This is a genomic window from Streptomyces sp. NPDC020742 (assembly GCF_040641675.1).
Classification (GTDB): Bacteria; Actinomycetota; Actinomycetes; order Streptomycetales; family Streptomycetaceae; genus Streptomyces.
The window spans coordinates 711,462-729,026 of the sequence record NZ_JBFAEA010000002.1 but is presented as its reverse complement, the minus strand read 5'-3'; the positions used below and the strand labels follow the sequence as shown (position 1 = coordinate 729,026).

Here is a 17,565-nt window from a genome sequence, read left to right as displayed (position 1 = left end):
GTGAGGGGGGTTCACCCGGTGGACCCACACATGGTGACGAGTTCCGACCTCCCCATCGCGCCCGCACCCGATCTCCGCTCCGCTCCCGCTCCCGCGTCCGGCGCGGGCGTCGGATGGCATACCGCGCCCCACCCCGTCCTCGTGGTCAATGCGACCGGTGTGGCGCATGCGGCCAATGATGCCGCCGCGCTGCTGTTCGGCTCCGGGGCGGCCGGGGCGCTGCCGGACGGCACGCTGCCGGGCTGGCTGGCCGAAGCACACCGGCGGTTCGGCGACGGACCGCGGAGCGACGGCGGCGAAGAGCCGGCGTACGGACCGGTGGGCGGCCGCGCCTTCGCGGCCCGCCCGAGCCGTGCCGAGAACGGCGACGTGGTGTGGTGGCTGGTCGACGACACCGCACGCCGCCGGGCCGAGGAGGCACTGCGTGCCGAACGCGAGCGCACCGCGTTCCTCGCCGAGGCGTCGACCGAGCTGTTGGCGTCGTTGAACCTCGACCGGTGCCGGGAGGTCACCGCCCGGCTCGCCGCGGAGCACCTCGCGGACGCCGCGGTGGTGGTGACCCCGCCGTCGGGGCGGCGGCTGTCGGTGAGTTGCTCCGGGCCGGACGGGCGGGTGGTGCACGACCGGGTGGTGGCCGACCCGGCGTCGGTGCCTGGCCTGGCGGAGGCGCTGCGCGGGTTCCCACCCGTGCCGTCGCGCTGGATCGACCCCGCCGCCGTACCCGACTGGGTGGTGCCGGCCGCGCTGGACACCGTCGGCTCGGTCGCCGTCACCCCGCTGCCCGGCCACGGCGTGGCGGCCGGTGCGCTGATCCTGCTGAGGCGCTCCGAGCGGGCCGCGTTCAGCGAGAGCGAGGAGCTCTTCGCCCGGCTCTTCGCCGCCCGGGCCGGGGCGGCGATGTCCGCGGCGCGGCTCTACGCGGAGCAGTCGGCGATCACCCGGACCCTGATGCGGGAGCTGCTGCCGCCGCGCCTGGAGCAGGCGAGCGGGGTGGAGTTCGCGGGCGGCTACCGTGCCTCGAACGACAGCGACCGGGTGGGCGGCGACTTCTACGACGTGCACACGGCGGTCGGGGCCGGCGACGAGTCGCTGGTGGTGCTGGGGGACGTGTGTGGCAAGGGGCTGGAGGCCGCCGTACAGACCGGCAAGATCCGCAACACCCTGCATGCGCTGCTGCCGCTGGCGGCCGACCACCAGCGGGTGTTGCAGCTCCTCAACGGTGCGCTGCTGGACTCCCGGCACACCCGGTTCGCGACGCTGGTGCTCGCGTCGGTGGTGCGCCGCGGCGGCACGGTCCGGCTGCGGGTGACCAGCGCCGGGCACCCGGCGCCGCTGATCGTGCGTGCCGACGGGGCCGTGGAGGCGGCCGATACCCAGGGCAGCCTGGTCGGGGCGCTGCCCGAAGTGACCTCCCGTACGGCCCTGGTGGAGCTGGCGCCGGGCGAGTCGTGTCTGCTGTTCACCGACGGGATCACCGAAGCGGTGGGCGGGCCCCTGGGAGACGAGTTCTTCGGCGAGGAGCGGCTGCGCGCGGCGCTGGCCGAGTGTGCGGGGCTGCCGGCCGAGGCGGTGGTGGAGCGGATCCGGATGCTCGCAGCCCAGTGGGTGGGCAGCAACCGGCACGACGACATGGCGGTGGTCGCCATCACCGCTCCCCGGCACCCCCGCCTCGGCGCCGTGGACGGTCGCACGCCGGGCAGGTGCCCCGCATGACCGGCCGGTCCACGGGCACCGCCGGCCGGTGGCGCGCAGCCGTCGGCCCCGCGCACCGCCGTGCTGCCGGGCCGGGTGCCATGGCCAGCCGGTCCGGGGGCAGGTGGGCGTCATGACCCGCTCGCCCCTCGCCTCCATTCCGGATCCGCAGAGCCTGGCCGCCCGCACCGACCGGCTGTGGGAGGCGGTGCTGACCGCCGATGAGCACGCGGCCGTCCGCCAGGTGTTCGACGCGGTCGACGCCGGCCTCGGGCCGGAGGACGTGCTGCTCGGCCTCATCGTCCCGGTACAGCGCAGGGTGGGTGAGCGCTGGGCGGCGAACGAGCTGACCGTGGCACAGGAGCACGCCGGAACCGCGATTATGGAACGGGCCGTCGCGGCGCTGGCCCACCACCGGCCCACCACGGTCGGCGCGGAGCACGGCCGGATCACCGTGGCCTGTGTCGACGGCGAGTGGCATGCGCTGCCCGCCCGGCTGCTGTCCGAGGTGCTGCGGCTGCACGGCTGGCGGACCGACTTCCTCGGCGCGCAGGTGCCCTCGGCGCATCTGATCGCGCACCTCCACCAGACCGGTCCCCAGGCGGTGGCGCTGTCCGGCTCGCTCGCCACCCGGCTGCCGGCCGCACATGCGGCGATCACCGCCTGCCAGGCGGCCGGGGTGCCGGTGCTGGCCGGCGGTGCGGCCTTCGGTCCCGACGGGCGGTACGCCCGCCTGCTGGGCGCCGACGCCTGGGCCCCCGATGCCCGTACGGCCGCCGAGGTGCTGGCTCGGGGGCTGCCGCGCAGCCGGCCGCCGGCGCTCGGTCACCAGCCGGTCGACGACCTTCCCCACCTGTCCGACCAGGAGTACACCCTCGTGGTGCGTACGGCGCCGCAGTTGGTGCGGGAGACCCTGGCGGAGCTGGCGGACCGGTTCCCCGCCCTGCGTGACTACTCCGAACAGCAGCGCCGGCACACCGCGGAGGACCTCGCGCACATCACCGAGTTCCTGGCCACCGCCCTCTACGTCGACGACGACGCGCTGTTCAGCAGCTTCCTGACCTGGACCGGTACGGTGCTCACCGCGCGGGGCGTGCCCGCGCACTCACTGCTCCCAGCCCTGGACGTGCTCGCGGACCGTCTCAAGGACTTCCCGCGGGCCCTGCGCATCCTCGACCACGCCCGTCGTTCGCTCAGCTCGCCGCCCGACCACGGACCCACCGCATGATCTCTGACTCCTCCGACCTCGTCTGCCATCTGAGGCCGGTGCCCGATCCGGGCACCGCACACCTCCATGTGGTCGGGGACCTCGACTACGACACCGCGGACGACCTGCTCGACCTGGCCGTCCGGCAGCTGTCGGTGCAGCCGGCCCTGCGGGACCTGCACCTCGACTGCGCCCGCCTGACCGTCTGTGACTCCTCGGGGCTATCGGCGCTGCTCGCCATCCGCCGCCGCACCGGTGCGGCCGGGATCCGCCTTCACCTCGACCATCGGCCCCGGATCCTGGAGCGCCTGCTGACGGTCACCGGCACCCTCGCCCACCTCACGGCCCCGCCGGCCGAGGGCGATGAGGTGACCACCGGGTGAACCCTGGCCGGCGGTCCACCGGGCTGTCGGTGAAGCGCCGTTGGGGGGTGAGCTTCTTGGGGTACGTGCGAGCGCGGGCCCCAGGGAACGGCGGCCGGGCGGCGGGGCGCCAGCGGGCGGCCTGCGGGCGGCCTGTGGGCGGCCTGTGGGCGGCCTGTGGGCCCGGCGTGCGGTCGCCGCCGGGCCCCCGGGCCGGGTGCTCAGCGTTCGGTGAGCATGCCGCTGCGGAGCTTGGTCAGGGTGCGGTTGAGCAGGCGCGACACATGCATCTGGGAGACACCGAGTTCCGCGCCGATCTGGGACTGCGTCATCTCCTGCCCGAAACGCAGCTCGATCAGCAGGCGTTCGCGCTCGTCCAGCCGCTGCAGCAGGGGCGCCAGGGTGTGGATGTCCTCGACCATGTCCATGGCCGGGTCGTCCTCACCCAGTACGTCCGCGAGGGTGCGCCCCTGGTCGGAGGGGTCGGGATCGGTGGGCGTGTCCAGCGACCCCGCGTTGAAGCCGTTGGCTGCGACGACGCCCTCGATCACCTCCTCCTCGGACAGGTCGAGGTGGGCGGCGAGTTCGCGGACGGTGGGGTCGCGGTCGAGCTTGATGTGCAGCTGCTCCTTGGCCTTGGCCAGCTCGCTGCGCAGCTCCTGCAGCCGGCGGGGCACATGCACCGCCCACCCGGTGTCCCGGAAGAACCGCTTGATCTCCCCCAGGATGTACGGCACGGCGAAGGTGGAGAACTCCACCTCACGGGTGAGGTCGAAGCGGTCGATGGCCTTGATCAGACCGATCGTGCCGACCTGGATGATGTCTTCCATGTCGTCGCCGCGGTTGCGGTAGCGGCGTGCCACGTACCGCACCATCGACATGTTCATCTCGATGAGGGTGTTGCGGGCGTACTGGTACTCGTGGGTGCCCTCTTCGAGGTCCCGCAGGCGATCGAAGAACTGCTTGGACAGCTCCCGTGCATCGGTGGGCGCCACCGCACCGGGGCACCTGACTTCGGGCAGTCCTGCCGTCACTGCGGTCTGCGGTTCGGTCACGGTGTCGTTCACGACGGTGCTCATCACGCCTCCCTGCGCGCCCGTCACACGCGGGCGCCACAGCGCCCGCCTACCCCGCATCACACAAGCCATGCCAGAAAGATGACCACTTCCTCGGGAGCGGCCCCGACCCGGTGGGCGGCCAGCGGGCCGGAGCCACCGAGGGCCCGTTACGACGGTTATCGCAGGTGAACGGCGACGGCGATGGCCTTGCCTGCGTCCGTGGGCGTGATGTCGACGGACGTGGCGAGCTGACAGACCATCGGCCAGCCGTATCCGCCGACCTCTCCTGGGCCGTTGTGCGGGACCGCGACCGGGTGCTGCGGTACGGCGTCCTCGACGAGGATCTCCAGTCGGTCGTCGGTGATGCGTGCGGCGAAAGCGGTCACTCCACCCGCGTGCCGCCGGGCGTTGGTGACCAGTTCCGAGGTGATCAGCAGGGCATCGATGAGGAACACCTCATCGAGCGGCTGAGGATGAGCCTGCAAGAGGTCGTGCACGCGGTTGCGCGCCTCGGCTGCCGTGGCCGGTATCTCCGCTGCCTGTGTCACCTTTTCCACCCCCTTCGGTGCCGGGATCATTTGGGGTTCCCACCCCGCCTACCCGACATCTACGGGAGTCTGCACAGGTCACCGGTCTTCACTGTCGGTGCTTGCCGCAAAACGCCCGCCGCGGGAGCGGGACTCCGGTAGGAACGCCGGGCGGGGGCCCGGGAGTTTCGTACGGCGGCCGTGCCGTGCCCGGCCGAACACACGTGAGCGGGACCGCAAGTCCGCGGTCCCGCCCGGGCGGTCACGTGCAGCAGTCAGGCTTCGGCCAGAACGCTGTCCTTTCTCTTCTCGACACCTGCCTTCTTCGCCGTACTTCCTCCGTATCCCCACTCCTCTCCGCTGTCGCCAATCTCCTGACCTCTCTTCTCCTCTCGCCTCTCTTCTCCTGTCCTGTCTCTTCTCCTGTGCTGTCTCTTCTCCTCTCGTCCCTCTTCTCCTGTGCTGTCTCTTCTCCTCTCGTCCCTCTTCTCCTGTGCTGTCTCTTCTCCTGTTCGCCTTTCTCCCTGTCGTCCTCCACATCCGCCGTGAGTGCACTGCGGAGGACTTCCCGTGCGAAGGGAAGGGGGCACCCGAGACGCCGCGGAGACCAACCGGGAACCGGCGTCTCGGGCCATGCTGTGCGGTTCTCCCGGCTGCCGCGGACCATTCCCGAATTACCCCTACCGGGGGAACGGGTCCCCGCCCCGAGCCGCGTGAAGCCGTGCCGTGGGGGCGGTGCGTGCAGCCTTCACAGGTGGTCCCGGAGACCGGTTGCGGACGCCCTTCGTTACCGCTTTGCACGGTTCCGGCCAGGCGGTCCGTTCGCCGCTTCCCGCCGCGGGGCGCGGAGAAAGGCGCGGCCGGTGTGGCCGGATACCGAGAACGGGCACCACCCGGCCCCCGGACCGTCGGCCGGGGCACGGCGTTTCCTCGAACGGGCCGGCGTACCGCTCCTATCGGCGGGCACCGCGCCCGCCTACTGACGGCCGGGTACTGGCCGGAATTCCCTGAGCTTCGGCCGAACTGGCGGCACCGGAAACGGACATCACCGAAGCGGTCCAAATGCACCCTTGCCCGGAGGGCGATTCCGCGGGAATGCGAAAACCTTGAACCGGCAACTGCCCGGCGGCTTCGGCGTCCGGAATGTACCTTCCTGCGGGGCAATGGTCGCTCATAGATTCCTCCCCGAGGCACATGCCTCGGGAAAGTGCACACGCAACCTTTTGCATGGCGTACCAACGCCATCAGGTCAGGAGGAGATCGTGGCAAGTCGCAAGGTCATCGCTGCCGTTCTGTCCGCATCGACGCTGCTGGGCATGGGCCTGTTGACCGCCGGCACCGCCCAAGCGGCGGCGCCCACAACGTTCCACCCGGACGTGCGCTACACCTTCCAGAACGTGGGCAGCGACCGGAACCTCGACGCCTTCGGCAACGACACCGTCAAGGCATGGTCGGCGGACGCCTCCGGGACACAGGACTTCTACCTCAGAGCCGGCCGCTTCCAGGGCTACCAGCTGGAGAGCGCGCTCCACGCCGGCCGGTGCGTGACGGCCAAGGGGATCGGACAGCAGGTGACCCTGGAGAACTGCAACACCGCGATACAGGCCCAGTACTGGGACTTCGCGAACCGGGACGAGGGCTCCGCCTTCATCAGCCGCAAGTTCTCCCACGGCTGCATCGCCGACCAGGGCGAGCGCAACACGGTGGGCCTGGCGCAGTGCAACGGGTCCGACGACCAGCGGTGGATGCCCCTGATCGGCTGACCCAAGCCGGCCGGCGGAGCTTCCGCCCTCGCCCCTGGACTCCGGTGCGCCTGGCCGTTTCGACCCCACCGTGAAGCCACGGTGCCCTCCCCCGGAACGTGGTCAGTGGAGTGCAGCACCGGGGGCACGCCGACCGCCCGTCCGTGACTGGGGGTTACGACCCGAGGGGGCGGTGAGCCCTGGCCGAGCTCACCGCCCCCTCAGCCGCGCCGCTGCGACGGCACGGCTTCGTCACACTGAGCGAGTTCGGGGCTAGCGACCAGGGGAAAGGCCGCTGACCAGCCCTCCTTGCGCCGACCGGCGAGCTGCGGTGATCTGAGGTAATTTCGCCTTATATCGCCCTTATCCTGTCTGTCCCGCTCGTACGCGGGCGGGGAGGCGAGCAAGGAGGTGCGCACCATGCGCGCACAGCACATCAAGCGCTCGCTGGCGGCCGCGGCGGCCGGTGCCCTGTTGGCCGGCGGCGCGGCCGTCGGCACGGCGGGCACCGCGACGGCCGCCCCGGCGACATCATCCACGACCACGGTGAGCCAGCACAGCAACTGCACCTGGCACTCCGGCTATTGGACCAAGTACTGGCAGCAGGGGCACTGGGAGTACCGGTGGCATCCGGGCTGGTACGACGGCCACCACAACTGGCACAAGGGCCACTGGAGCAAGTACTGGAAGTCCGGCTACTGGGTGAAGACCTGGCACCCGGGCTACAACAGCTGTAACCGGTGAGCCGGTCGCCTCATGACCGCGCCTTCCTGGCGCCACCCGCCGCGCCCCCGGCGAGCGGGCGACACAGGAGGGCGTCGGGCCGCCCCAAGTGGCCCGGCCGCTGAGTGGAGGCGAGGCCCGCCGCATAGGCGTCGGACGGACACTGCCCCTTGAAGTGACCGTAGGCGAAGTCGCCACCCGGGTCGCCGGGCGGACGGCTGTCCCCCCGGTCGAACCACACGACCCGGCCCGACGTGCCAAGCGGGGTGCGGGCCGGGGCGCAGAGCGCGGCGGAGACGCTGGTGCCGCGGAGGCTGTAGCCGGTGAGGAACTGGCCGTCGGGGCACTGGAGTTTGCGGTAGCCGGGCGCCCAGTCTCCGCCGGCGGGGACGTAGCGCTCGTCGCGTACGACGACGGGGGCGGCCCCGGGCCGGTGCAGCGGCGTGGCGTCGGGGGCGTCGGTGCACAGCCCGCGCCCCTGAGTGTGACTGAGGCCGAGCAGCCGTTCGCCGTCGGGGCAGGCCGCCTTGCGGGCCCCCTCGTCCCAGTCGCCCTGTTCCCGTGCGGTCAGGGACTGGACGAGGTCAGTGTGGTCGGTGGTGAGCATGTGCCAGGACGGGACCGGTGCCACCGGCCCCGAGGTCTGCGGGGCCGTCGTCAGCCGCTGCCATGCGGGGGTGCGCCAGTCACCGCCGTCCAGGACCCCGGTGCGGTTCCCGGCGCGGTCGTACCGCAGCAGCGCCCAGTCGTCCCCCGCCGGCCGGCCCTGGGCGTCGGTGCTCCAGCCAACCAGCGGCCAGTAGGCGAAGTCCGTGTCGTGGGCGATGAGTTGATCGGCCAGACGGGCGAACCAGGTGCGGCCGGCGGCGCCTTGCTCGCCGGCGCCGATCCCGAACTCGCTGACCCACAGGGGCGCGGTGAAGTGCTTCCCGGTCTCGGCCGCGACGTAGAAGGCCTGGTCGTACAGGACGGCGCGCAGCTGGTCGGCCGAGAGGTCCTGGTACCGGGGGTCGCTGGTCTCCCCGATACCGGTGGCGCCGCTGTGGTGCGGTCCGGTGTAGCCGTAGAAGTGGGCCGAGTAGACGAGTTTGCCCGACACGACCAGGGTGTGCGAGAGCGTGCGGACCGGGGTGAGGGTGGGGCGGCCGTGCGGCAGGCCGTCGACCGGCAGGCCGGTCCAGTTGATGCCCTCGATGATCACCAGGAGCCGGGGGTTGGCCTCGGCGAGGAGGCGGTCCGCGGCTTGCTGGGCGGCGGCCTGCCAGTCGTGGGCGTCGCCCAGCCCCCAGTTGGGGTCGTCCCACACGTCCCGGCGCACCTCGTTGTAGAGGTCCGCCCCCACGACCCGGGCGTTGTCCCGGTAGCGGCGGGCCATGAAGACCCAGTCGTCGGCCCACTGCCGGGTGGTCTGCGCGCTGTTCCAGCGCTCGTTGCCGTCCAGGCCGCAGCACCAACGGGTGGTGTTCGTATGGTTGTTGAGGATGACCGCGAAGCCGTCCGCGGTCAGCTCCGCGACCACGGCGTCGAACACCTGCAACGGGGTCCGGCCGCGCAGGCCGGGGTTGGCGGCGACCGCGGCATCGGGCACCGGGGCGGTGCTGTGGATCATCTCGTTGGAGAACGGCAGCCGGATGCTGTTGAGGCCCAGGGCGTGGAAGTCGGCCAGCAGCCGGCGGATGCCGACCCGGTCCAGGCCGAGCGGGATGCCGTGGGAGTTCTGGCCGGCGTGGTGGGCGGCCGGGTCGTCGCGGTCACCCGAGCCGGTCCAGGATCCTTGGGCGCCGTCCCAGTTCGCGGACTTCAGACGAAAGCGCCGGCCCTCGGCGTCGACGATGTACCGGCCCCGGGTGGACAGCGGAGCGGTCCAGCGGTCCTCGGTGTGCGCCGTGCGCGTCCGCGGGTGCGCCGTCGGGGCCGCGGCGGCCGCGGGCAGGGCGAGTCCGGCCAGTACCAGACACAGCGCCAGGACCCGGGACACCGTACGGAGAGAGGTCTTCACGCCATCTGCCTGCCGTGTCGGGAAGTGCCCGCCGGGTGCGTCCGGAGAGCAGCCGGGACCGCGGGGCGCCGCGGCACGGGCAGGGCCAAGCTACCCACGACGCCGTGCGGGGGCCATACCCGGGACGTCCCGGTCGGCGCGCGGCCGCACAATTCCGGCCGTGAGGGGCGCTCCCGGCTACGGCGGCTCGGTGTGATCAGCGCATGAGGGATCTGTCTACGATGCAGCCATGCTGGCCTACGCCCCTGCGCTGCTCTTCTTCGTGCTGTTCTGCATCGGTGTCACACGCGACCGCCGGCGCTTCGGCAACGCCATCCATCTGGGGCTGGCCCTCACCTTCGGACTGCTCGCCCTGATCGGCAAACTCAGCCAGGCGCACGCCCTGCTGGGCGGGATCGCGGTGGTGGCGCTGCTGACACTGCCCGCGCTGGGCGTGCTGGTGCTCGCCGGCTTCCTGCTCGCCAACGGCGTGCAGATGGTCCGCAAGGAGGGGATGCGCCCGGCCAACCTGCTGTCGCTGCTGGCCGGTCTCGGCATCGTCGCGCTGATCGCCCTGCTGATCACGGCGGTGGCGCTGCACTCGCGCACGCTGGTGGTGATCGGGGTGACCGCCACCGGGCTGGTCGGTTTTGTCGCCTTCCAGTTCCTCTGCTTCGTCGGGTACGCCTTCCTCTACGGCCGGCTGCCAGTCCGGCGGGACGCCGACTATGTGGTGGTGCTGGGCTCCGGGCTGATCGGCGGGGTCACGGTGCCGCCGCTGCTGGCCAGCAGGTTGGAGCGGGGGCGCGCGGTGTACGAGCGGCTCACCGCCCGGGGCGGCACCCTGCAGCTGGTGACCTCCGGTGGGCAGGGGCCGGACGAGCAGCTTCCGGAATCCCATGCGATGGCCGACTACCTCGTCGAGCGCGGATTCCCCGCGGACCGGATCGTACGGGAGGACCGCTCGCGGACCACCGAGGAGAACCTGCGGTTCAGCCGGGCCCTCATGGAGGCGGAGAATCCGGACTACCGGTGTGTGGTGGTCACCAACAACTACCACGCCTTCCGTGCCGCGTTGATGGCCCGGAAGGCCGGTGTGCACGGTCAGGTCGTGGGGTCCCCCACCGCCGCGTACTTCTGGCCGAGTGCCACGATCCGCGAGTTCGCCGCGGTGTTCCTGGAGCACAAGGTGGTCAACCTCGGCGTCTGTCTGCTTCTGGTGCTGGGTGGTGTGTTGATCTGGTGGAATCGTTGAGGATCGGACCACAGGTGCCGGCGCCCCCAAGGGGCTGCCCGCTGGGCGGCGGCGGTTCATGTCATCACGGACATGTAAACAACGGGACACAAGAACACTCAAAATAGGTAAACCGCAGCAGGTGGGCGCAAGGTGCTCTAGCGTTCACGTCCGAAACAGGAGCGGTTGTGCGCCGGGGGGTCCAATCGCTACCTGAAGTGAGGGGACGACCAAGTGGGGGGCCATGGGGTTGTTCGAAGCTGCCGCATCACGGGGGATAGCGTCTCCCGCCGCGCCGGCAGGGCTGGATCGCACAGCGGGACCGCACCGAGAAGGCAGGCAGAGATCCGCCGAACGGCGGCTCTTACCGATGGCGTTAGCCGCGGATGTGCTCGGCACACTGATACCGGTCGGGGCGGTGGGTGTCGCGACGCGGCAGCCGCAGCCGCTGCTGACCGCCGCGGTGGCATGCGCCTCATGGCTTGTCGTGAGCGCGGCAAAGAATCGTTACAGCAGGGGTGAGTTAGGGGCGAACCGGGCGATGCTGGCGGTCCTTCGGGACTGGCTGACCATGCTGGGCGTGCTGGCCGTCCTCTGTGTGGCGGCCCGGATCGAGACCGCCACGGCGGTGTGTGTGCTGGCGCTGGTGCCCTGTCTGGCACTGACCGTGGTCAGCCGCACGCTGATGCACCGGCATCTGCTGGCCGTCCGGCGCCGCGCCCAGGCGCTGCGCCGGGTGCTGCTCGTCGGGGAGGCCGGCGCCGTCGACGTGGTGGTGGCGGAGTTGGCGCACCGTACCGATCACGAGTACCTCGTCGTCGGCAGTTGCCTGGTCGGGGAGGAGACCATCGATGCGGCGCTGCCGGTGCCGGCCCGGCTCGCGCTGGACGGGGACGGCCGGGAGGCACAGCCGGACGGGGAGACCGTCCTGCGGTGTGCGGCGGAACTCGATGCCGACCTGGTCCTCGTGGCACCCGGCCGCCGGATGCCCGCCGCGCGGGTGCGCCGGCTGGCCTGGGCGCTGCACGACGAGGGCCGGGATCTGGCCATACTTCCCGGGCTGCTCGATGTGTCCCAGCACCGGGTCCGGCTGGCGAAGGCGGCCGGGCTGACGGTGCTGCACATCGCCCCGGCGCCCCGACAGGGGCTGCCGGGGCTGCTGAAGGAGGTCACCGACCGGCTAGGGGCGCTGCTGCTGCTGGTGCTGCTCTCCCCGGTCTTCGCCGTGGTCGCCGCGGCGGTCCGACTGTCCTCCGCCGGGCCGGTGTTCTACTGGCAGACCCGGGTCGGCCGGGATCTGATGCCGTTCCGGATGTGGAAGTTCCGCACGATGGTCGTCACCGCCGACCGGATGCGAGCCGCGTTGGAGTCGGCCAATGAGCACGACGGCGCGATGTTCAAAATGCGGCGGGATCCCCGGGTGACCCGGGTCGGCCGGATACTGCGCCGGTTCTCGCTGGACGAACTGCCGCAGCTGTTCAACGTGCTGGCCGGCCGGATGTCGCTGGTCGGTCCGCGGCCGCCGCTGCCCGAGGAGGTGGAGCGCTACGACGGGACGGAGCTGCGCCGGCTCACCGTCAAACCGGGGCTGACCGGTCTGTGGCAGGTCAGCGGCCGGTCCGACCTCTCCTGGGACGAGACCGTCGCACTGGACCTGAGCTATGTCGACAACTGGTCCTACGCCAGCGACATCGACGTCCTGGTCCGCACCCTGCGCGCCGTCGTGGACGGCCGCGGTGCGTACTGAACGGGCCGGGTCCGGGTGTGCGGTCGGCGGCGCCCCGTCGGGGGGCTGCCGCCCGCACACCGCGGACCCGGGCTCAGGCAGGTGTCGGCTGCGCCCGCCACGCCCGGTAGGTCTGGGCGATGCCCTCGGCCAGCGGGATGCGCGGCGCCCACCCCAGGGAACGGATCCGGCTGATGTCGAGCAGCTTGCGCGGGGTGCCGTCGGGGCGGGACGGGTCGAAGGAGATCCGTCCCTGGTAGCCCACCGCGTCGGCCACGCAGGACGCCAGGTCGGCGATGGTCAGGTCCGCACCGCAGCCCACATTGACCGGGTCGTCGCCGTCGTGGTGGCGCAGCAGCACCTCGCAGGCCTCGGCCAGGTCGTCGACGTGCAGGAACTCGCGCCGCGGGGTGCCGGTGCCCCAGAGGGTGAGCTCGTCCTGTCCGCGCTCCTTGGCCTCGTGGAAGCGGCGGATCAGCGCCGGCAGGACGTGCGAGGTCTCCAGGTCGAAGTTGTCGCCGGGGCCGTAGAGGTTGGTCGGCATGGCGGAGATGAAGGAGCTGCCGTACTGCCGGCGGTAGGAGCGGATCTGGACCAGGCCGGCGATCTTGGCTATCGCATACGCCTCGTTGGTGGGCTCCAGCGGCCCGGTCAGCAGGGCGTCCTCGGTGATGGGCTGGGGCGCGTGCCGCGGGTAGATGCAGCTCGACCCGAGGAACAGCAGCCGGCGGACCTCTGCCCGGTGCGCACCGGCGACGACGCTCAGCTGGAGGGCGAGGTTGTCCTCCAGGAACTGCACGGGGTAGGTGCTGTTCGCCATGATCCCGCCCACCCTGGCGGCGGCCAGGACGACGGCGTCGGGGCGGACGTCGCGGAGGTAGCCGGCGGTGGCCTCGGCGTCCCGCAGGTCGAGTTCGGCCCGGCTGCGGGTCAGTACCTCGTACCCCTGGGCGGTCAGCCGCCGGGCGACGGCGGATCCCACCAGGCCCCGGTGGCCGGCGACGAAGATTCGGGCGGGTGTGGGCAGCAAGTCATCCATGCGCCGGATTGTGACAGTCAATCCCCTACGCCCACCGGCCATTTCCGGAAATATCTGCCGCACTTCGCTCTCGCCCCATGGTCATCGAGCGGGTAGCGTCCACGCCCCGCGACCCGTCCGGCACGCGGAGCAGCACATCGACCGCACTTTTCCGAAGCACCATCACATCCCGTGGGGGAAAGCCATGCCCAAAACCGCTGTTATCACCGGAATCACCGGCCAGGACGGGTCGTACCTGGCGGAGCTGCTGTTGAGCAAGGGCTATGAAGTGCACGGGCTGATGAGACGCTCGTCGAGCTTCAACACCGAGCGCATCGACCACATTTACCAAGACCCGCACACGCCCGGCCGCCGGCTGCTGCTCCACCACGTCGACCTGTCGGACGGGGTCGCGCTGGTGAATCTGCTGCGCGACGTGCAGCCCGACGAGGTCTACAACCTCGGCGCCCAGTCCCATGTCCGGGTCTCCTTCGACGCGCCGCTCTACACGGGCGACGTCACCGGGCTGGGCGCCGTACGGCTGTTGGAGGCCATCCGGGCCAGCGGGATCCGGACCCGGCTCTACCAGGCGTCGTCCTCGGAGATGTTCGGGGCCACCCCGCCGCCGCAGAACGAGGGCACGCCCTTCCACCCGCGCAGCCCGTACGGCTGCGCCAAGGTCATGGCGTACTGGTCGACGGTCAACTACCGTGAGGCGTATGGCCTGTTCGGCGTCAACGGCATCCTGTTCAACCATGAGAGCCCGCGGCGCGGCGAGACCTTTGTGACCCGGAAGATAACCCGTGCCGTGGCCCGGATCCAGGCGGGCCTGCAGGAGCACCTCTATCTGGGCAACCTCGACGCGGTCCGCGACTGGGGCTATGCGCCGGAGTACGTCGAGGCGATGTGGCTGATGCTGCAGCGCGACGAGCCGGACGACTATGTGGTGGCGACCGGGGTGGCCGCGACGGTACGGGACTTCCTGCAGGCCGCGTTCGGCACCGTCGGGCTGGATTGGGAGCGCAGTGTGCGCTTCGACCCGAAGTACGAGCGGCCCAGCGAGGTGGACGCGCTGATCGGCGATCCGTCCAAGGCCAAGAACGCACTGGACTGGTCGGCGAAGGTGCGGTACGACGAGCTGGCCCGGATCATGGTCGAGGCGGACGTACGGCAGCTGGAGGACGAACTCTCCGGCCACCGGGTGCGGGTGGACCGATGACCGTTCCCGTCACGACTCGCCGGCTGCGCGGCTTCACCGGCGCCGGTTACGACAAGGGCCGCGGACTGCTGACCCAGGTCGCCTGGTTCGCGGTGCTCAATGTGGTGTTCGTCAAGTGGTGGTGCCCGCCACGGCTGCGGCCCGCGCTGCTGCGGGCCTTCGGCGCCCGCATCGGGGACCGGGTGCTCATCCGGCACCGGGTGCGGGTGCAGTGGCCGTGGAAGCTGACGGTCGGCGACGACGTCTGGGTGGGCGAGGACGCCTGGCTGATCAATCTGGAGCCGATCACCCTCGGCAGTGACGTCTGTGTGTCCCAGGGGGCGGTGCTGTGCACCGGTAGCCACCAACGCCGTTCGCCCACCTTCGAGTTCGACAATGCGCCGATCCGGCTGGAGGCGGGCGCATGGGTGGCCGCCCGCGCCATGGTGCTGCGCGGGGTCACCGTGGGCGAGGGCGCGGTGGTCGGCGCGGGCGCGGTTGCCCACCGGGACGTGCCCCCGGGGGCCGTGCACATCACAGGAGGGACGCGGTGAGGATCACCCATGTCGTGACGCTGGTCAGCGACGACGGCGCGTACGGCGGCCCGGTGAGCGTGGCGACCGGGCAGCTGGGCGAACTCGCCTCGCGGGGCCATGAGGTCGAGCTGCTCTCCCTGTGGCGGGGGCGCGGGCGGCCACCGGCCGCGGTGGACGGGGTGCCGCTGCGCGCCCGGCCGGCCCGCACCCTGGTGCCGGGGCAGGGCTTCCTCGGGCTGTTCCATCCCGGGCTGCTGCCGCTGCTGTGGCGCCGGGCGGGCCGGGCCGACGTGCTGCACCTGCACGCCGGGCGCGACCTGGTCTCGCTGGCCGCGCTGGCGGTGGCCGTGCTGCGCCGCCGCCCCTTCCTGGTACAGACCCACGGTATGGTCCAGCCCCGCCGCACGGCCGTCGCCCGGCTCTTCGACCGGGTCTATGTCCCGCTGCTGCGCCGGGCCGCGGTGGCCTTGGTGCTGACTGACGAGGAGGAGGCCGGGCTGCGGCGGGTGCTGCGGTCGCGCGGGCCGCGGCTGGTCCGGCTCCCCAATGGCGTGCGCACCCGGCCGGACGAGGCGGAACGCGGGGAGGCGGACGTGCTCTTCCTCGCCCGGCTCCAGGCCCGCAAACGGCCCGAGGCGTTCGTACGGATGGCGGCCCTGGTGCACCGCAAACGGCCCGATGCGTCCTTCACCCTGCACGGCTCGGACGAGGGCCGGCTCGCCGAGGTGCGGCGGCTGATCGCCGAAGAGGGGCTCGGCGAGGTGGTGACGTACGGCGGGGCGCTGGACCACGGGGCGGCGGTACGGCGGACGGCGCGGGCCACCGTGTATGTGCTGCCGAGCGTCGACGAGCCGTTCCCGATGAGCGTGCTGGAGTCGCTGGCGGTGGGCACACCGGTGGTCTGCACCGGCAGCTGCGGGATCGCCGGCCCGCTGCGGGACCGGCGGGCCGCCCTGGTGACCGATGGTTCGCCGGAGCAGCTGGCCGAGGCGGTGCTGCGGCTGCTGGAGGACCGGGACCTGCGTGAGCGCACGGTGCGCGCGGGCCGGGCGGCCGTCGAGGCGGAGTTCTCCCTCACGGCCGTGGGCGACCGGCTGGTGGAGTACTACCGGTCGCTGACGGGAGCCTGGTGAGGTGGGCGGCGGGGACCGGTCCCCGCCGCCCCGGCCCAGGGCGTTCCTTGCGAAGCTCCGCAACCTCCGGAAGAAAAGCCCTACCGCCCGGTGCCCCGGGCGGCCGTGGCGAGCCGCAGCAGCGCGGTGATCCGGTCCAGGCCGGCCCGGCTGCTGAGGTGCTCCTCGGCGTACCGGGGACCGCAGGCGCCGATCCGGGCGGCCCGTTCGGGGTCGGCCGCGAGCGCGCACACCTCGGCGAGCAGCGCCTTGGGGTCCTCCGGCGTGATCACCGACCCCGCGCCGGAGCGCAACACCTCCTGGGCGGTGCCCCCCTGGGCGGCCACCGAGGCGATCACCGGCCGTCCCGTCATGAAGTACGACGTCAGCTTGGACGGCAGGCTCATATCGAGGACGGAGGCCTTCTGGGTCACCGCGAGCACATCGGCGGCGGCGAGCATGTCGGGGAACGCATCGGCATCCGCGGGCGGCAGGAAGGTCAGCGCGGAGACGCCCGTGGCCAGCTGCTGGAGGCGGTCGCGCTGGTTGCCGTCGCCCATGAGCACGATGCGTATCGGGGCGGCCTCCTGATCGGCGAGCCGGGCGGCCTCGACGAGGACGTCCAGCCCCTGTTTGAGGCCCATGTTGCCGGCGTGCAGCAGGACGGTCTCCTCGGGCCGCCAGCCGAGCCGGGCCCGGGTCGCCTCCCGGTCACCGCTCGGGCCTTGGACGTGCGTCCAGTTGGGCACCACCTGGACCCGGGACCGGGGCACCCCCATCGCGGTGACCCGCTGCACGAACGACTCGTGCACCACCCCGACGACGGTGGCGCCGCGCAGGATCCGGGCCTCGACCGCCCCGGCCGCCGCCGCGGCCCGGCCCCCGCCCCGGATGCCGCTCTGCGCCGCCGCCGCGCCCATCAGGTCCTGGACCACCACCACATGCGGGGCGCCGGCCCGTCGGGCCAGCCGCCCGCCCAGCACTCCCCCGGCCAGCGTGGGCATCTGGGTGAGCACCACCTCGGGTCGGATCCGCGGCGGCGCCAGGACACCGTGCGCCAGGATGCTCGCCTCGAACAGCGCCCGGTGCGCGGCGGTCTGGCGCGGTGGCACGGTGTGCCGGCGCCGGTGCACGGTCACCCCGCCCCGGCGCTCGCGCACCCGCCACCGGCCCCGGTACCCCTGCGCCACCTCCCAGGCCGGGTAGTGCGGCATGCCCGCCAGGACATGGGTGTCCGCGCCGGACGCGGCGAGGTGTTCGGCGATCTGTGTCGAGTACGGCCCTATGCCGGTGTGTTCGGGTGCGTAGTTGGTCGAGACCACGAGCACACACCGGCCGGCGAACGAGTCTTCCACGGCTGCCCCCTCTGGCTGTCGGGACATCGTAGGAGCGGCACCGCCCGCAGAACGGTGAATTGGGTTGCGATTGTGTCCCGAAGGCGACCTTGTCGTC

At 72.0% G+C, this 17,565-nt stretch carries 16 protein-coding genes; 10 read left to right on the top strand and 6 right to left on the bottom strand.

Annotated elements, in window-relative coordinates:
- Positions 1-30 precede the first annotated feature (30 nt).
- The 3 genes from AB0G84_RS07285 to AB0G84_RS07275 all read left to right on the top strand — a co-directional run bounded on the left by AB0G84_RS07285 (position 31) and on the right by AB0G84_RS07275 (position 3,282).
- On the top strand, positions 31-1,713 hold the full coding sequence (locus AB0G84_RS07285; RefSeq protein ID WP_361316660.1) for a PP2C family protein-serine/threonine phosphatase: 1,683 nt from the start codon (positions 31-33) through the stop codon (positions 1,711-1,713).
- 112 nt (positions 1,714-1,825) lie between these two features.
- Positions 1,826-2,920 carry a B12-binding domain-containing protein gene (locus AB0G84_RS07280; protein WP_361316658.1) on the top strand — a complete coding sequence of 365 codons (1,095 nt, stop codon included), beginning with the start codon at positions 1,826-1,828 and terminating at the stop codon, positions 2,918-2,920.
- Complete coding sequence (locus tag AB0G84_RS07275) at positions 2,917-3,282, top strand: STAS domain-containing protein (protein ID WP_361316655.1); 366 nt, start codon at positions 2,917-2,919, stop codon at positions 3,280-3,282. Before AB0G84_RS07280 ends, AB0G84_RS07275 begins: the two co-directional genes overlap by 4 nt.
- Before the next feature lie 200 nt (positions 3,283-3,482).
- Here AB0G84_RS07275 and AB0G84_RS07270 read toward each other — a convergent pair whose 3' ends face one another.
- The 3 genes from AB0G84_RS07270 to AB0G84_RS07260 all read right to left on the bottom strand — a co-directional run bounded on the left by AB0G84_RS07270 (position 3,483) and on the right by AB0G84_RS07260 (position 5,384).
- Positions 3,483-4,340, bottom strand: a complete 858-nt coding sequence (locus AB0G84_RS07270) for an RNA polymerase sigma factor SigF (RefSeq protein ID WP_361316653.1) — start codon at positions 4,338-4,340, stop codon at positions 3,483-3,485.
- Between the two features lie 155 nt (positions 4,341-4,495).
- A complete protein-coding gene (locus tag AB0G84_RS07265; protein ID WP_361316651.1) occupies positions 4,496-4,867 on the bottom strand; it encodes an ATP-binding protein in 372 nt (123 codons plus the stop codon).
- 241 nt (positions 4,868-5,108) lie between these two features.
- On the bottom strand, positions 5,109-5,384 hold the full coding sequence (locus tag AB0G84_RS07260) for a hypothetical protein (RefSeq protein WP_361316648.1): 276 nt from the start codon (positions 5,382-5,384) through the stop codon (positions 5,109-5,111).
- A gap of 724 nt (positions 5,385-6,108) precedes the next feature.
- Here AB0G84_RS07260 and AB0G84_RS07255 point away from each other — a divergent pair.
- Both AB0G84_RS07255 and AB0G84_RS07250 read left to right on the top strand, forming a co-directional pair.
- Entirely contained in the window at positions 6,109-6,609 is a 501-nt protein-coding gene (locus AB0G84_RS07255) for an RICIN domain-containing protein (RefSeq protein ID WP_361316645.1), read from the top strand.
- A gap of 399 nt (positions 6,610-7,008) precedes the next feature.
- Positions 7,009-7,332 carry a hypothetical protein gene (locus tag AB0G84_RS07250; protein WP_361316642.1) on the top strand — a complete coding sequence of 108 codons (324 nt, stop codon included), beginning with the start codon at positions 7,009-7,011 and terminating at the stop codon, positions 7,330-7,332.
- A 10-nt stretch (positions 7,333-7,342) separates the two neighbouring features.
- On the opposite strand, the gene AB0G84_RS07245 is transcribed toward AB0G84_RS07250, so the two are convergent.
- Positions 7,343-9,310 (bottom strand): cellulase family glycosylhydrolase, encoded by a 1,968-nt coding sequence (locus AB0G84_RS07245; protein ID WP_361316640.1) that lies wholly within the window; start codon positions 9,308-9,310, stop codon positions 7,343-7,345.
- A gap of 229 nt (positions 9,311-9,539) precedes the next feature.
- Between AB0G84_RS07245 and AB0G84_RS07240 the strand changes: the two genes are divergently transcribed.
- Together AB0G84_RS07240 and AB0G84_RS07235 are read left to right on the top strand one after the other, a co-directional pair.
- Positions 9,540-10,544 carry a YdcF family protein gene (locus AB0G84_RS07240; RefSeq protein ID WP_361316637.1) on the top strand — a complete coding sequence of 335 codons (1,005 nt, stop codon included), beginning with the start codon at positions 9,540-9,542 and terminating at the stop codon, positions 10,542-10,544.
- A gap of 349 nt (positions 10,545-10,893) precedes the next feature.
- A complete protein-coding gene (locus AB0G84_RS07235) occupies positions 10,894-12,270 on the top strand; it encodes a sugar transferase (protein WP_361316634.1) in 1,377 nt (458 codons plus the stop codon).
- A 73-nt stretch (positions 12,271-12,343) separates the two neighbouring features.
- Here the strand turns inward: AB0G84_RS07235 and AB0G84_RS07230 are convergent, their stop codons facing one another.
- A complete protein-coding gene (locus tag AB0G84_RS07230) occupies positions 12,344-13,288 on the bottom strand; it encodes a GDP-L-fucose synthase (RefSeq protein WP_361316631.1) in 945 nt (314 codons plus the stop codon).
- Between the two features lie 184 nt (positions 13,289-13,472).
- On the opposite strand from AB0G84_RS07230, the gene gmd reads away from it, so the two are divergent.
- Genes gmd through AB0G84_RS07215 form a run of 3 tightly spaced genes read left to right on the top strand, consistent with a single transcriptional unit; the run spans position 13,473 to position 16,134 of the window.
- A complete protein-coding gene (gmd, locus tag AB0G84_RS07225) occupies positions 13,473-14,486 on the top strand; it encodes a GDP-mannose 4,6-dehydratase (RefSeq protein ID WP_361316629.1) in 1,014 nt (337 codons plus the stop codon).
- Positions 14,483-15,019 (top strand): DapH/DapD/GlmU-related protein, encoded by a 537-nt coding sequence (locus AB0G84_RS07220; RefSeq protein WP_361316626.1) that lies wholly within the window; start codon positions 14,483-14,485, stop codon positions 15,017-15,019. Before gmd ends, AB0G84_RS07220 begins: the two co-directional genes overlap by 4 nt.
- A complete protein-coding gene (locus AB0G84_RS07215; protein WP_361316624.1) occupies positions 15,016-16,134 on the top strand; it encodes a glycosyltransferase in 1,119 nt (372 codons plus the stop codon). Before AB0G84_RS07220 ends, AB0G84_RS07215 begins: the two co-directional genes overlap by 4 nt.
- An 80-nt stretch (positions 16,135-16,214) precedes the next feature.
- Here AB0G84_RS07215 and AB0G84_RS07210 read toward each other — a convergent pair whose 3' ends face one another.
- Entirely contained in the window at positions 16,215-17,468 is a 1,254-nt protein-coding gene (locus tag AB0G84_RS07210; protein WP_361316621.1) for a glycosyltransferase, read from the bottom strand.
- Between the last annotated feature and the right edge of the window lie 97 nt (positions 17,469-17,565).